The following is a 14,248-nucleotide window of genomic DNA, read 5'->3' on the forward strand; positions in this document are numbered from 1 at the left end:
GGACAACGCATCCTGTCCTCCCCATCCCACATCAAAGGAACACAGAAGAATCCAAAACGCGCCTCGTGTAAACAGTCCCGCCTGCGCGGGGGTACGGCCAGTTTCCGCCGATGATTGCGGATTTCGCAGAGGTCTCACGGATGCCGGGGCCTAGTTGGCAGGTCCTTTCGGCAATGTACGAGCGTTCCCCAACTGGACCCCGGCCTTCGCCGGTGTACGGCTCGATTTGGTTTAGCGCGCGACCGTCGCAGAGGTGTCGCCTTCGCCGGGGTACGGAACCGGGAGTATCGTAGAGTCCTCCCTCCCCCAAGACGGAAATGGCGATCTGCCGCCGATCCTGAAGCGTCACGAACGGTTTCGCTTTCCAGCGCCCTCCCCTACGGTGCGGCCCATGACCGCGCACCGCTTCCATTCGATCCACACCCATGGCCTGCTCCGCGTCGGGGCCTGCACTCCGCTGGCGAGCGTGGGCGATCCCGCCGCCAATGGCCGTGCCGCGATCGCGCTGGCGGAAGAAGGCCACGCGGCGGGGGCCGACCTGCTGGTCTTTCCCGAACTCAATCTTACTTCCTATGCGATCGACGACCTGCATGTGCAGGACGCGCTGTGCGATGCGACCGAGGCGGCGCTGGCGGCGGTGGTCGCGGCGAGTGTCGACCTGCGCCCGGCGCTGCTGCTCGGCGCGGCGCTGCGACGCAACGGGCGGCTGTATAATTGCGCGGTGGCGGTGGCGCGCGGACGGGTGCTCGGTGTGGTGCCGAAAACCTATCTGCCCAACTACCGCGAATATTACGAGAAACGCTGGTTCGCACCCGGTGCCGGGCTGACCGGGCTGACGATGCGCGTCGCCGGACAGGAGGTGCCGTTCGGTACCGACCTGATCTTTGCCGCCGACGACCTGCCCGATTTCATCTTCCATGCCGAGATTTGCGAGGATTTCTGGTCTCCCCTGCCCCCGTCGACGGCGGGCGCGCTGGCCGGGGCGCTGGTGCTGTGCAACCTGTCGGCGTCGAACATCGTCATCGGCAAGGCGCGCGACCGCGAGATGCTGTGCGCGTCGCAATCGGCGCGGACCATGTCGGCCTATGTTTATTCGGCGGCAGGCATGGGCGAAAGTACGACCGACCTGTCATGGGACGGACAGGGCACGATCCACGAACTGGGCGAATTGCTGGTCGCTTCCGACCGGTTCGATCGCTCGGCGGGCATCGTCTATGCCGATGTCGATCTGGAACAGTTGCGGCTGGAGCGGATGCGGACCGGCACGTTCAACGACTGCGCCACCGCCAGCGGCCATCCCGAAACCCGGTTTCGCCGGATCGGGTTCGACCATGCGCCGACCCAAGAGGATATCGGGCTGCTGCGCCCGGTGCGCCGCTATCCGTTCGTGCCGAACACCCCCGAGCGGCTGGACGATGACTGTTACGAAGCGTTCAACATCCAGGTCGAAGGGCTGCGGCAGCGGCTGGTCGCGTCGGGCACCAGGCGGCTGGCGATCGGCGTATCGGGCGGGCTGGATTCGACCCATGCGTTGATCGTCGCGGCCAAGGCGTTCGACCGGCTGGAGCGGCCGCGCACCGATATTCTGGGCTTCACCATGCCGGGCTTTGCCACCGGCGAGACGACCAAAAGCAATGCATGGAAGCTGATGCGCGCGCTGGGCATCACCGGCGACGAGATCGACATCCGGCCGGCGGCGCAGCAGATGCTGGGCGATATGGACCACCCCTTTGCGAAGGGCGAGCCGGTCTATGACGTGACGTTCGAGAATGTGCAGGCGGGCCTGCGCACCGATTACCTGTTCCGGTTGGCGAACCAGCGCGAGGCGCTGGTGCTGGGGACCGGCGACCTGTCCGAGCTGGCGCTCGGCTGGTGTACCTATGGCGTCGGCGATCATATGAGCCATTATGGGGTCAATGCCGGCGTTCCGAAGACGCTGATCCAGTACCTCATCCGCTGGGCGATCCGCACCGATCAGTTCGATGCCGATACCGACGCGGTGCTCGACGCGATCCTGAACACCGAGATTTCGCCCGAGCTGGTGCCGGCGGATTCGTCGGGCAGGATGCAGAGCACCGAAGACCGGGTCGGCCCCTATGCGCTGAACGATTTCTTCCTGCACCATGTCGTGCGCTTCGGGATGCGGCCGTCGAAGATCGCGTTCCTGTCCTGGCATGCGTGGCGCGATGCGGCGGCGGGGCGCTGGCCGATCGACTTTCCGGAGGATGCGAAGGGCAGCTACGACCTGCCGACGATCGCGGCGTGGCTGGAGAAGTTCCTGTGGCGGTTCTTCCAGACCAGCCAGTTCAAGCGGTCGGCGCTGCCCAACGGGCCGAAGGTGTCGGGCGGCGGGGCGCTGTCGCCGCGCGGCGACTGGCGCGCGCCGTCGGATGGCGTCGCCGGGCCGTGGGTGGCCGAGCTAAAGGCAGGGTTGCCGCCGCTCTAACCCTGCGCCCGCGCCGTCTTCTCCGACGCCGATCCGCCGAGTGCCCAGCGCAGGACGCGCGCCATGCCGTGGGCGCCGGTGCGGACGCCAACGCCGTTGCCCTGCAATTCCAGCATCGCGCGCGCCCATGGCGGCAACAGGTCGATCGCCGCCGCGGTGTTGAGCGCGCCGAACCCCTTCAACAGCGGGTTGGGCAGCGGCTGGTGCAGCAGCGCATCGCGCACCGTGCGCGTCCGGTCGTCGCAGCGCAGTTCGCGCCGCACCGACAACAGCCATGCATCGACCGCCGCCCGGCTGTCGGGCACGTCGGTTGCGCCCAGCCGTTCGGCCACCACGACATTTTCGGCGAAATACCGGTCCTGATCGGCGCGCGACAGCGTCGGATCGCGGTAGCGAAGATAGGCGCGCAGGAACGAGTCGGTCTCGGCGACATGGACCCATGTCAGCAGGTGCGGATCGTTGGCGTCATAGGGCGTGCCGTCGGGCAGCACGCCGTTGACCCGGTTATGGATCTGCCGGACCCGGCCAATCAGCCGTTCGGCCTCGAGGGTGCTGCCATAGGTGGTGGCGGCGATGAACTGCGCGGTCCGTTTCAGCCGGCCGAGCATGTCGCGCTGGAAATTGCTGTGATCCCATACGCCTGCCAGCGCACCGGGATGCAGCATCTGTACCAGCAAGGCCGCGGTGCCGCCGATCATCATCGACGAGAAATCGCCATGGACGCGCCAGCTGACCGATCGCGGCCCGAACAGTCCGTCGTCGCCCGGCGGCCGGGTCAGATCGATCGCGCCATCGCCCGCGCCGGTCAGCAATCGGACCTGGCGGGCAATGGCTTGGCGGACGGGGTTCATGGGAGGTGCAACGACCGGGGGTCGGATCGGGGTCCGTCCCGCCGTGGAACCAAAGCAACCGTTCGCGACCTTTACGCAACTCCTCGAACCGGTAGATTCCGTCCATGCATGCGCCGTCCAGCCCGGAAAAACCGCTCGATCCCGTGCATCGGCAACCGGCGATCGCCGAAGGGGACATGCGCGACCCGGCGAACGGCATTTTTTTCGCGGCGGTCAAGACCACCCGGATGCCGATGATTGTCACCGATCCGAAGCAGGACGACAACCCGATCATCTTCGCCAACCCCGCCTTCCTGCAAATGACCGGTTATACCGCGGACGAGGTGCTGGGCCGCAACTGCCGGTTCCTGCAAGGGCCCGACACCGATGCCGAAACGATCGGCGAGATCGCCGATGCGATCCGCCGGCGCCGCGAGACATCGGTCGAAATCCTCAATTACAAGAAGAACGGCAGCGCGTTCTGGAACGCGTTGTTCGTGTCGCCGGTGCTGGATGGCGATGGCGAGCTGCGTTATTATTTCGCCTCGCAGCTCGACGTCACCCGCCGCCGCGATGCCGAGGAAGGGTTGCGACAGGCGCAGAAGCTGGAGGCGGTCGGCCAATTGACCGGTGGCATCGCGCATGATTTCAACAATCTGCTGACCGTTATTCAGGGGTTTACCGACGTCGTGCTGACCCAGGTCGAGCGCAGTAACGAGAAGCCGATCGACCCGGCACGGACCACCCGGTCACTGCGTGCCGTGGTCGAGGCGGCGGAACGGGGTGCCGAACTGACCCGGCAACTGCTCGCCTTCTCGCGCAAGCAGAAGCTGTCGTGGCGCGTCACCAATATCGACGACCTGATCGCGAACCTGTTGCCGATGCTCAACCGCACGATCCGGTCGACGCCGATCGACATTGAGGTGAAGCGTTGCGGTAGCGACTGCAATGCCCGGATCGATCCGGTGCAGGCCGAAACCGCGATCCTCAACATCCTGATGAATGCCCGCGACGCCATGCCCGATGGCGGCACCGTGACCATCGCCGCCCGACACACCCGGATCGACGGCACCGACCCGCATTTTGCCGATGCGCGGCCCGGCCGGTATATCGGCCTGTCGATCGCCGATACCGGCTCCGGCATGCCCCCGGAGGTGCTGGCGCGGGCGACCGAGCCGTTCTTCACGACCCGGGATCAGGGCAAGGGCACCGGCCTTGGGCTGTCGATGGTCTATGGGTTCATGAAACAGTCGAACGGTGCGCTGCGGATCGAATCCGTGGCGGGCAAGGGCACGACCGTCCACCTGCTGTTCCCGGCGGCGACCGATGCCGCCGAGCCGATCCGTCGTGGCCGGACGCACGACGAACGCGACTCCCGCGGGGACGAAACGGTGCTGGTGGTCGAGGACCAGCGCGACATCGGCGATCTGGCCGAATCGATCCTGAACGATTTCGGCTATCGCGTCGTGCGCGCCGGCAACGGTCCCGAAGCGATCGACATTCTGGAACGCGGAACGGCGATCGACCTGTTGTTCACCGACCTGATCATGCCGGGCGGCATGAACGGCGTGATGCTGGCGCGTGAGGCGAAACGGCAGCGGCCCGACCTGAAGGTCCTGCTGACGACCGGCTATGCGGAGGCATCGATCGAGCGGGTCGATGCGCGTGGCACCGAGTTCGATCTGATCGGCAAACCGTATAAGCGTGCCGATCTGGCCGCCCGCATCCGGCAGGTGCTGGACAGCGCGACGGGGGCCGGTTGAACAAAACGCCAAGCCCTTTTACTGCAAGCGTTTCCCGCCGCGATGTTCGCCGCCGGGTCACATGATGCCCACGAAAGGCCACCCGTTGGCGACGACTGCCGATTTTGATGCGCCCAGGCGGCCCAATGCCCATTCGGTATCGGATCTGGGACCGGACGTGACCGCGTGCGATCGCGAGCCGATCCATATTCCCGGCGCGATTCAGCCGCATGGCGTGCTGTTGATCGCCGATGCCGTCGGGAACCGGATCGTCGGCGGCGCGGGCGACGCCGCTGAACTATTGGGTGACGGATGGCTGGGCGGGCCGATCGGCACGCTGGTGGGTGCCGACGCCCTCACCGTCCTGCGGTCGACCATCGTCGGCCCGGTATCGCTAGGGACGATCAACGACCGGGCGCTCTCGGTCGTCGCCAGTCGGGCGGGAACATACTGGCTGATTGAGATCGAGCCGACCGCGCCCGGACGACCGGGGACCGACGATGCGCTGAACTGGATCGAGCATGGCGGCGAGGAGTTTGCCCGCGCCGTCGATCTCGACGATCTGGGTGCGCGCGCCGCCGCGCTGTTTTCGCGCCTGACCGGGTTCGATCGGGTCATGATCTATCGCTTCCTCGACGATGATTCGGGTAAGGTCGTCGCCGAACGCCACGCCCCTGACATGGACGGGTTCCTGAACCATCACTTCCCCGCCTCCGACATTCCGCGGCAGGCGCGCGCACTGTATGTCCGCAACCGGGTGCGGGTGATCCCCGATGTCGGCTATACCCCCGCGCCGATCGCCGGGATCGACCCGGCGTTGCGTTCGATCGACCTGAGCGATGTCGGCCTGCGCGCGGTATCGCCGATCCATATCCAGTATCTGCGCAATATGGGCGTCGCGGCGTCGGCATCGGTATCGATCGTCAAGGACGGCATGTTGTGGGGACTGGTCGCCTGCCACCATCGCAGTCCGCGCACTCTGTCGTCGCTACAGCGCAAGACGTGCGAACTGGTCGCGGCATCGTTCGCGCAGCAGGTGACCGCCAAGGAAGAAGCCGCCGAATATCGCGAACGGCTGCGGCTGCGCGCGGCCGAGGATGCGCTGGCGCAGCGGCTGGCACAGGACGGCGATCCCGATCAGCTCGCGGCGCTGATCGGTCCCGACCTGCAACGGATGCTGGGTGCCGACGGCTTCGCCCTGCAACGCGGCGCGGTGTTGCATACGACCGGCCATGTCCCGGCACGCGAGGATATCGACGACCTGTCGCGCTGGATCCGGCGGCAGGGCACGATCCTGACGCATAGCGCCGCGCTGGAACTGCGCCTGCCCGCCGCCCATGCGTATCGCGATCTGGCCAGCGGCATCCTCGCGATCACGCTGTCGGCCGACGAGCCGGTCGTGCTGATGTGGTTCCGTGCCGAGACGTTGCAGACGATCCAATGGGCCGGCAACCCGCACAAGGCGGTGAACGACACCCCCGACCAGCCGCTCAACCCGCGTTCGTCCTTCGCGGCGTGGAGCGAGGACATCCGCGGGCGCGCGCGGCCATGGACCCCGGCCGAGGTCGAGGCTGGGCACCGGTTGTCGCGGCTGTTGTTCGACATGCGCCAGCGGCGGCGGATCGGCGAGTTGAACCGCGAATTGTCGCGCGCGGTCACCGACAAGGACGCGCTGCTGGCGCAGCAGGACACGCTGATCAAGGAAGTGAACCACCGGGTGCAGAACAGCCTGCAGCTGGTGGTCGCATTCCTCGCGATGCAGGCGACCGCGGAAAATGACGAGACGCTGACCCGCCATCTGGGCGAGGCGCAGCGGCGACTGTCGGCGGTCGCACTGGTCCATCGGCGGCTCTATTCCGACGACGCCGTCACGGTCATCGACCTTGGCCGCTATATCGAGGATCTGCTGGCCGAGATGCAGTCGTCGATGGGGGAAGAGTGGACCGGGCGACTGACCATGGACCTGTCGCCGATGCTGATTTCGGCCGACGCGGCGGTACAGGTCGGGCTGGTGCTGGTCGAACTGGTCATCAATGCCCAGAAATATGCCTATGAAGGCAAGCCCGGGCCGATTTCGGTCTCGCTGGAGCGGTTCCGCAACCGCTTCCGCCTGACCGTCGCCGATCGTGGGCAGGGCCGGGTCGGCAACCGCACCGGGTTCGGCACGCGGATGCTGACCGCGATGGTCAAGCGGCTCGACGGGGTGATCGAGGAGAGCGACAACGCCCCGGGGCTGCGGTTTACCGTGTCGGCCCCGATCGCCGGGCCGGAGGAGGGTTGACGAACAAACGTCGCTACATGCTGGAGCGAAGCTTTTTGCCGGAGGCGTTGGAGCTAGGCTGCGATCTGCGTCAGGGGTGTCAGCCGCCGAAAGGATAGGTCTTCACAAATGGCGGCAGGGGCATTGAGGTCCGCCCTTGCGACTGCGCCGTCAGCAGGTCGATGATATCTGCGACCAGTTCGCCATTCGGATGATGGTTCGCCCCTGCCAGTGCGAAAGATGCCCCGCTTTTACGTCTGCGTACCGCCGCATTGTGCAATTCGTTCGCCATCGCTGTCGAAACGACGTCGTCGGCGGTGCCGTGCAGCAGAAACCACGGTTCATCCAGTGCCGCAACGGCAGCCAGATTATCATAGCGATCCGCAAGGAAGGCACGTGCAATCTTCGGGGCCATCGCCTTCAGGCGGGTAAAGACGCCGATCGTTATCAAAGCGTCGAGCCGTTGCCGCATCGCCAATCCAAATGCCACCCCACCGCCAAGACTATGGCCGATGACCAAGACCGGCCTGCCCTGCGACCGGGCCTTCGCATAGGCATAGAAGGCGTCGGCATCCTGAGCGAGTCCGGCTTCACTGGGCGTTCCGGGGTTACCCGAATATCCGCGATATTCCGCCGCTATGATACCATAGCCACGGTCCGCCAAGGGTGCGAACCACCGCGTGGTGTCGTCCGCGCCGCTTCCATTTCCATGGAAGATCAGCACCAACGGACGATCGCTGCGACCTCGCACTTCGATTCCGGTCAGGTCGGTTCCGTCCGCCGCCTTCACATGTATGGCGTCCGCTTCCGTAGGAAGGTTGGTCATATCGAGGCGATGCGTCGGTGGACGGTATATCCGGTCGCGAAAGATCTGGGCGGACGCGGAAGAGGCGACGGTGACGCTCAAGATGAACGCGAATAGAAGAGCTGCTTCAGGGCAATGCAGAGCTTTGGCTCGACCGGAAACAATCGCCATCACGCCCCTACTCCATCCGGGAGTTGCCCCCCATACGAAACCTCACCGGCCGATCGAGAAGAGCATAGCACCAAAAAGGGCGCGGCGGCCGATGGCCACCGCGCCCTTTCCATAGCGCAATGCGGGCAGCCGATTACTCGGCGGCGGTCGCCTTGACCGGACGCGGATCGCGGCGTTCGGCGATACGCGCCGACTTGCCGGTACGACCGCGCAGATAATAGAGCTTCGCGCGCCGCACGACGCCGCGACGGACGACGTCGATCGAATCGATGTTCGGCGAATAGAGCGGGAAAACGCGCTCCACGCCTTCACCGAAGCTCATCTTGCGGACGGTGAACGACGAGCCCATGCCGGCGTTCGACCGGGCGATGCACACGCCTTCGTAATTCTGCACGCGGGTCCGCTCGCCTTCGACGACCTTCACGCCGACCTTGAGGGTGTCACCGGCACGGAAATCGGGGATCGACTTCGATTCGAGGAACTTGGCGATCTGTTCCGCTTCGAGCGTCTGGAGGAGGTTCATGTCTTGTGACCTTCGTCTTGCTTGTGCGCGCCAGAGGGCGACTGAACCCGAGCGTCGACGTGACGCTCCCACAGGTCCGGCCGCCATAGCCGTGTATCGGATTCCGACCGTGACTTGCGCCACGCGGCGATCCGCGCATGATCCCCCGATCGCAACACTTCGGGAATCACGCGCCCTTCCCATTCATAGGGCCGGGTATATTGAGGATATTCGAGAAGGCCGCTTTCGAAGCTCTCCTCGATACCACTCGAAGCCGCGCCCATTACGCCGGGAAGCAGCCGAACGCAAGCGTCGAGCAGCACCAGCGCCCCCATTTCGCCGCCCGACAGCACATAGTCGCCGATCGCGACGGGTTCGATCGCGCGCGCCTCGAACAGGCGTTCGTCGAACCCCTCGAACCGGCCGCACAGCACGATGGCACCCGGCCCCGCCGCCAGCGCGCGCACCCGCCGCTGGGTCAGGGGTCGGCCGCGTGGCGTCATGGCGAGGACCGGGCGGCCGTCGGTCACGCTGTCCAGCGCGGCGGCCAGCACATCGGCGCGCAGCACCATCCCCGCCCCGCCCCCCGCCGGCGTATCGTCCACCGAGCGATGCCGGTCGGTCGCGAAGTCGCGAATCTGCACCGCGTCCAGCGACCAGCGTTCCTCGCGCAATGCCCGCCCGGCCAGCGACAAGCCGAGCGGCCCCGGAAACATTTCGGGATAGAGGGTCAGCACGGTCGCGGCAAAGGTCATGGGCACAGCCTGTGCCCGCAAGTCGCGGGGAACGAAACCCCATCCGCTTCATTTGCGCCCCATGCCGGCGACTGCCCCCACCCCCGATCCCGAGATCGTCGATTGCGTGATCGTCGGCGCCGGCCCTGCCGGACTGACCGCCGCCATCTATCTCGCCCGCTTCCATCTGCGGATCCGGATGTTCGATTGCGGGTCGAGCCGGGCGGCGATGATCCCCCGGACCCACAACCATGCCGGCTTTCCCGGCGGGATCGCGGGCAAGGACTTGCTGGCCCGGATGCACGAACAGGCACGGACCTTTGGCGCGACCTGCACGCCCGCCGCGGTGACCGCCATCGACCGCAACGGCGATGATTTCCGCGTCACCACCGCCGATGGCGTGGTCGCGGCGCGCAGCTTGCTGCTGGCGACCGGGGTGGTCAATCATCGCCCACGGGGGCTGGACGACGCCGTTCATGATGCCGCGCTGGCACGGGGCCTGTTGCGCTATTGCCCGATCTGTGACGGCTATGAAGTGACCGACCGGCGGATCGGCGTGATCGGCACCAGCGGCCATGGCATGCGCGAGGCGCTGTTCCTGCGCGGCTACAGCGCCGACGTGACGCTGATCGCGCCGGACAGCGATCATCATCTCGACGATGCCTGTCGCGCTGCGCTGGACGATGCCGGGGTCCGCCGGGTCGACGGGCCGTGCGGGCGCTACCGCATCGACGGCGACCGGTTCGTGGTCGAGACGGCCGAGGGGGAGATGGCGTTCGACAGCGTCTATCCGGCGCTCGGTTCGCGCATCCGTTCCGAACTGGCGGTCGCCGCCGGTGCCAAGGCGACGGAGGATGGCTGCCTAGAGGTCGACGATCATCAGCGGACGTCCATTCCCGGCCTGTTCGCCGCCGGTGACGTGGTGAAGGGCCTCGACCAGATCAGCCATGCCATGGGCGAGGCGGGGGTTGCGGCGACGACGATCCGCAATCTCCTGAGCGAACGGCAGCCGCTTCGCCGGTGAGCCTTGGGCCGGGCGGGGCGTCATGCTACCGCCGCGTCATGTCCGTCGGTCTGTTCCTGCTCTTCGCCCTGCCCGCCGGTGTCGCGGGGCAATCGGTCGACCGCATCCTGGCCGCCGCCGCCGAACGCGAAGCCCGCCGGAACTGCACCGCCGCGCGCGACAACGAGGTCGTCGTCTGCGGCGATCCGGACCGCAACGCCCGATATCGCCTGCCCCTGCCGCGCGCCAAATCGCCCGCCGAGGAAGGCGCGGTGGCGGGGGAGCCGGCGCGGGCGTCGACGCAGGACCCGTTCCTGTCCGGATGCGGCATCTTTCGCGGCCAGCGTCGCTGCGGCAAGGCGGAGGCCGAAGCCTATGGCTATGGCGGCGGGCGCGATCCGGTGACGCTCGTCGGGCGGCTGGTCACGAAGCTGGTCGATCCCGATGCCGAGATCGGCCCGCCAGCGACCATTCCCGATCCGAGGCGGTGAGCCACCGCCCCGGGACTTGATTGCCCCCCGTAACGATCATATTTGGCGGGGGTGACTCTCTCTCCGTTTCGCCAGATCTTCTACACCAGCCGGTGCGTGCCGGGCGTGGATGTCGATCAGATCGTCCAGCATTCGCGGCACAACAACGCGGTCGACGGCATCACCGGCCTGTTATGGTACAAGGACGGGATCTTCCTGCAAGTCATCGAAGGGCCGGAGAGCAGCGTCGCGTCGACCTATGCCCGCATCGCGAGGGATTCCCGGCACGACTCGCTGACGATCCTGTCCGATCGCCCGGTCGAGGCACGCGAATTCGGTTATTGGAGCATGGAGCGTGCCGAACGGGGCAACGCCGATAGCGATGCGTTGCTGGCGCGGCTGGAGCGACGGCTGAACAACGCGCCCGACGCGGTGCGGCAGGCGTTTACGGCCGCGGCCTTTCGCTGAACGGTCAGTCGACGGCGAACAGAGCGTCGACGACCATCCGGTCACCATTCCATTCGGGCACCGCGTGCGGTTGCATCGGTACCATGAAACGCTTGCCGTCGGGCCGTTCGATTTCGATCACGTCGCCGGCACCGAAATCGTCGATCGCGACGACCTGTCCCAGGGCTTCGCCCTCACTCGACACCACCGGCAATCCCAGCAGGTCGGCATGATAATATTCGCCCTCGCCCAGCGGGGGCAGCTGGTCGCGGCCGATCCACAATTCGGTACCGCGCATCGCCTCGGCCCTGGTCCGGTCGGGGATTTCGCGGAACTTGCCGATCACGCCATTTGTGGCGGGACGCACCGACACGAGGGTCAGTGCGCCGCCGTTCAGCGCCGGATAGGCCGACAGATCGTCGGTGAACAGCTTCAGCCGCACCTCGCCATTCAGCCCGTGCGCGCCGGCGATCGCCGCCAGCACGACACGGTTACGGTCCGCCGGTTCAGGCGTCGGGCGAGCCTTCGCCGCCGGCGGGGGCGTCGTCGCGGCCTTCGGCGGGTTCTTCCGCCGATTGGCCGAGGTTGGTGGCGTCTTCGTCATGGTGCGGCTGCTGTTCGGGATCGATCATCGGTCATGCTCCTGGTCGGGTCGACCCGGAACGCATGACGCCGATCAAAGGGTGCCGGCGCGTCCCGTAAGACGCACCGGCACGATAGGTCACGCTTCGGCGGTTTCGGCCGGTGCGGCGGCGGCTTCTTCAGCGGCCTTCGCCTTTTCGGCACGTTCCTCGGCGCGCTCGACGGCCTTCTCGCCCGGCTTGCCCTTGCTCGGGTTGTTGCGGGCAGTGCGTTCCTTCACGCCGGCCTTGTCAAGGAAGCGGGCGACGCGGTCGGTCGGCTGTGCACCGACGCTCAGCCAATGGGTCGCACGCTCGGCGTCGAGCACGACGCGCTTTTCGTCTTCCTTGCCCAGCAGCGGGTTGTAGGTGCCGATCTTCTCGATGAAGCGGCCGTCGCGCGGGCTGCGCGCATCGGCGACGACGATGCGGTAATACGGACGCTTCTTGGAGCCACCACGCGACAGACGGATGCTGATTGCCATTATTCTTCTTCCTTCGTTGGTTCGTGTAAGCCGGTTCCGACCGGCGATTACTTCTTCTTGATAAGGTTTTCGAAACCGGGGGGCAGTTGCGGCATGCCGCCGCCCTTCCCGCCCATGCCGCCGCCAAGCCCTGGCAGGCCCGGCATTTCGCCACCCGCCTTGCTCATCAGGTCGCCGAGACCCGGACCACCCAGCGCATTGCCGAGGCCGCCCATGCCGCCCTTGCCCAGCATTGACATCATGCCCTTGATTCCGCCCATCTTCTTGAGCTTCTTCATGGCCGACTGCATTTCCTGATGCATCTTCAGCAGCTTGTTGATGTCCTGCACCGTGGTGCCCGACCCCTTGGCGATGCGGATCTTGCGCTTGGCATTGATCAGTTCGGGCCTGGCGCGTTCCTTGACGGTCATCGACGTGATCATCGCGTCCATGCGCAGCAGGATCTTTTCATCGACCGCGCCGGACGCCATCGCCGCCTGCGCCTTCTTCATGCCCGGGATCATGCCGGCCAGCGCGCCCAGCCCCCCCATGCGCCGCATCTGCGCCAGCTGCCCGCGCAGGTCGTTCATGTCGAACTGACCCTTGGCAAGGCGACCGGCCATGCGCTCGGCGTCTTCGGCCTCGATCGACTGCGCGGCCTTTTCGACCAGCGAGACGACGTCGCCCATGCCGAGGATGCGGCCGGCGACGCGCTTGGGGTGGAACGGCTCGATCGCGTCGAGCTTTTCGCCCGTACCCGCAAATTTGATCGGCTTGCCGGTGACGGCACGCATCGACAGTGCGGCGCCACCGCGCGCATCGCCGTCCATCCGCGTCAGGATGACGCCGGTCAGCGGCACCTGTTCGGAAAAGTTCTGCGCGACGTTGACCGCATCCTGACCAGTCAGCGAGTCGACGACGAGCAGGATTTCGTTCGGCCGGGCGATGTCCGCCACGGCCTTCATCTCGTCCATCAGCGCCTGATCGACGTGCAGGCGGCCCGCCGTATCGAGCATGACGACGTCATAGCCCTGCAGCTTTGCCGATTGCAGCGCGCGCCGCGCGATATCGACCGGCTGCTGCCCCTGTACGATCGGCAGCGTCGCGACCTCGACCTGCGTGCCGAGGACCGCCAGCTGTTCCTGCGCCGCCGGACGATTGACGTCGAGCGACGCCATCATCACCTTCTTGCCCTCACGCTTGGCGAGCAGCTTGGCGAGCTTGGCCGTCGTGGTGGTCTTGCCCGAACCCTGCAGGCCGACCAGCATCACGACCGCCGGCGGGGTGACCGCGACGTCGAGTTCGGCGGTGTCCGACCCCAGCATGTCGATCAGCGCGTCGTGCACGATCTTGACGACCTGTTGCCCCGGCGTGATCGAACGCAGGACGTTCTGGCCGACGGCGGCCTCGGTCGCCTTCTCGACGAAATCGCGGGCGACCGGCAGCGCCACGTCGGCTTCGAGCAGGGCGACGCGGACTTCGCGCATCGCGGTGCGAACGTCGGCTTCGGTCAGCGCGCCGCGACCGCGCAAGCGATCGAACACCCCTCCCAGCCGGTCACTCAGACTCTCGAACACGCTACCACTCCAGCCTTGCCACCCGAAAAACGCTCAAGCAAAACACGCCGGCGGACGAAACCTCGTCGGCCGGCGTCGCCCGTGGGCGGCACTGCTGAACGTCTCCTTGGCGGAAACGATCTGCGCCCCTACCCCGGAACTCGCTCCGGCGCAAGTCGTGGCGATCGGTGGTGCTTG

14 protein-coding genes are annotated in these 14,248 nt (G+C 66.4%); 6 read left to right on the plus strand and 8 right to left on the minus strand.

Annotated elements, in window-relative coordinates:
- Nucleotides 1-391 precede the first annotated feature (391 nt).
- Nucleotides 392-2,446 carry an NAD(+) synthase gene (locus ASE70_RS13685; protein ID WP_056505915.1) on the plus strand — a complete coding sequence of 685 codons (2,055 nt, stop codon included), beginning with the start codon at nt 392-394 and terminating at the stop codon, nt 2,444-2,446.
- On the opposite strand, the gene ASE70_RS13690 is transcribed toward ASE70_RS13685, so the two are convergent.
- Nucleotides 2,443-3,297, minus strand: a complete 855-nt coding sequence (locus tag ASE70_RS13690; RefSeq protein ID WP_056401009.1) for an oxygenase MpaB family protein — start codon at nt 3,295-3,297, stop codon at nt 2,443-2,445. The two genes, ASE70_RS13685 and ASE70_RS13690, sit on opposite strands and share 4 nt — an antisense overlap.
- Before the next feature lie 104 nt (nt 3,298-3,401).
- On the opposite strand from ASE70_RS13690, the gene ASE70_RS13695 reads away from it, so the two are divergent.
- Together ASE70_RS13695 and ASE70_RS13700 are read left to right on the plus strand one after the other, a co-directional pair.
- Nucleotides 3,402-5,039, plus strand: coding sequence for a histidine kinase famiy protein (locus ASE70_RS13695; protein WP_056505918.1), 1,638 nt, complete (start codon nt 3,402-3,404; stop codon nt 5,037-5,039).
- 85 nt (nt 5,040-5,124) lie between these two features.
- Nucleotides 5,125-7,299 carry a histidine kinase dimerization/phosphoacceptor domain -containing protein gene (locus tag ASE70_RS13700; protein ID WP_235519941.1) on the plus strand — a complete coding sequence of 725 codons (2,175 nt, stop codon included), beginning with the start codon at nt 5,125-5,127 and terminating at the stop codon, nt 7,297-7,299.
- Between the two features lie 79 nt (nt 7,300-7,378).
- On the opposite strand, the gene ASE70_RS13705 is transcribed toward ASE70_RS13700, so the two are convergent.
- The 3 genes from ASE70_RS13705 to trmD form a co-directional block, all read right to left on the minus strand.
- Entirely contained in the window at nt 7,379-8,254 is an 876-nt protein-coding gene (locus ASE70_RS13705) for an alpha/beta hydrolase (RefSeq protein WP_082451041.1), read from the minus strand.
- A 133-nt stretch (nt 8,255-8,387) separates the two neighbouring features.
- Complete coding sequence (gene rplS, locus ASE70_RS13710; RefSeq protein ID WP_055994811.1) at nt 8,388-8,777, minus strand: 50S ribosomal protein L19; 390 nt, start codon at nt 8,775-8,777, stop codon at nt 8,388-8,390.
- Complete coding sequence (trmD, locus tag ASE70_RS13715) at nt 8,774-9,511, minus strand: tRNA (guanosine(37)-N1)-methyltransferase TrmD (RefSeq protein WP_056505921.1); 738 nt, start codon at nt 9,509-9,511, stop codon at nt 8,774-8,776. The genes rplS and trmD overlap by 4 nt, the downstream gene beginning before the upstream one ends.
- A gap of 61 nt (nt 9,512-9,572) precedes the next feature.
- On the opposite strand from trmD, the gene ASE70_RS13720 reads away from it, so the two are divergent.
- From ASE70_RS13720 to ASE70_RS13730, 3 genes are read left to right on the plus strand one after another with little or no spacing between them, the layout of a single operon-like run.
- Complete coding sequence (locus tag ASE70_RS13720; RefSeq protein ID WP_056505924.1) at nt 9,573-10,514, plus strand: NAD(P)/FAD-dependent oxidoreductase; 942 nt, start codon at nt 9,573-9,575, stop codon at nt 10,512-10,514.
- 38 nt (nt 10,515-10,552) lie between these two features.
- Entirely contained in the window at nt 10,553-10,984 is a 432-nt protein-coding gene (locus ASE70_RS13725) for a hypothetical protein (RefSeq protein WP_056505927.1), read from the plus strand.
- A 51-nt stretch (nt 10,985-11,035) separates the two neighbouring features.
- Nucleotides 11,036-11,431 carry a BLUF domain-containing protein gene (locus ASE70_RS13730; RefSeq protein WP_162235987.1) on the plus strand — a complete coding sequence of 132 codons (396 nt, stop codon included), beginning with the start codon at nt 11,036-11,038 and terminating at the stop codon, nt 11,429-11,431.
- A 4-nt stretch (nt 11,432-11,435) separates the two neighbouring features.
- On the opposite strand, the gene rimM is transcribed toward ASE70_RS13730, so the two are convergent.
- The 4 genes from rimM to ffh form a co-directional block, all read right to left on the minus strand.
- Nucleotides 11,436-11,894, minus strand: coding sequence for a ribosome maturation factor RimM (rimM, locus tag ASE70_RS13735; RefSeq protein WP_056505929.1), 459 nt, complete (start codon nt 11,892-11,894; stop codon nt 11,436-11,438).
- Nucleotides 11,895-11,916: 22 nt separating this feature from the next.
- Complete coding sequence (locus ASE70_RS20920; protein ID WP_268795555.1) at nt 11,917-12,042, minus strand: hypothetical protein; 126 nt, start codon at nt 12,040-12,042, stop codon at nt 11,917-11,919.
- A gap of 89 nt (nt 12,043-12,131) precedes the next feature.
- On the minus strand, nt 12,132-12,515 hold the full coding sequence (rpsP, locus tag ASE70_RS13740) for a 30S ribosomal protein S16 (RefSeq protein WP_056505933.1): 384 nt from the start codon (nt 12,513-12,515) through the stop codon (nt 12,132-12,134).
- A gap of 47 nt (nt 12,516-12,562) precedes the next feature.
- On the minus strand, nt 12,563-14,071 hold the full coding sequence (ffh, locus tag ASE70_RS13745) for a signal recognition particle protein (RefSeq protein ID WP_056401033.1): 1,509 nt from the start codon (nt 14,069-14,071) through the stop codon (nt 12,563-12,565).
- Nucleotides 14,072-14,248 lie beyond the last annotated feature (177 nt).

It is taken from the genome of Sphingomonas sp. Leaf22, assembly GCF_001421715.1.
Classification (GTDB): Bacteria; Pseudomonadota; Alphaproteobacteria; order Sphingomonadales; family Sphingomonadaceae; genus Sphingomonas.

Bases quoted from the DNA above. Each gene is read 5' to 3' on its own strand.
- trmD (WP_056505921.1), bottom strand. From the start codon at position 9,511: ATGACCTTTGCCGCGACCGTGCTGACCCTCTATCCCGAAATGTTTCCG.
- ASE70_RS13685 (WP_056505915.1), top strand. From the start codon at position 392: ATGACCGCGCACCGCTTCCATTCGATCCACACCCATGGCCTGCTCCGC.
- ASE70_RS13725 (WP_056505927.1), top strand. From the start codon at position 10,553: ATGTCCGTCGGTCTGTTCCTGCTCTTCGCCCTGCCCGCCGGTGTCGCG.
- ASE70_RS13705 (WP_082451041.1), bottom strand. From the start codon at position 8,254: ATGGCGATTGTTTCCGGTCGAGCCAAAGCTCTGCATTGCCCTGAAGCA.
- rpsP (WP_056505933.1), bottom strand. From the start codon at position 12,515: ATGGCAATCAGCATCCGTCTGTCGCGTGGTGGCTCCAAGAAGCGTCCG.
- ASE70_RS20920 (WP_268795555.1), bottom strand. From the start codon at position 12,042: ATGATCGATCCCGAACAGCAGCCGCACCATGACGAAGACGCCACCAAC.
- ASE70_RS13695 (WP_056505918.1), top strand. From the start codon at position 3,402: ATGCATGCGCCGTCCAGCCCGGAAAAACCGCTCGATCCCGTGCATCGG.
- ASE70_RS13720 (WP_056505924.1), top strand. From the start codon at position 9,573: ATGCCGGCGACTGCCCCCACCCCCGATCCCGAGATCGTCGATTGCGTG.
- rplS (WP_055994811.1), bottom strand. From the start codon at position 8,777: ATGAACCTCCTCCAGACGCTCGAAGCGGAACAGATCGCCAAGTTCCTC.
- ASE70_RS13690 (WP_056401009.1), bottom strand. From the start codon at position 3,297: ATGAACCCCGTCCGCCAAGCCATTGCCCGCCAGGTCCGATTGCTGACC.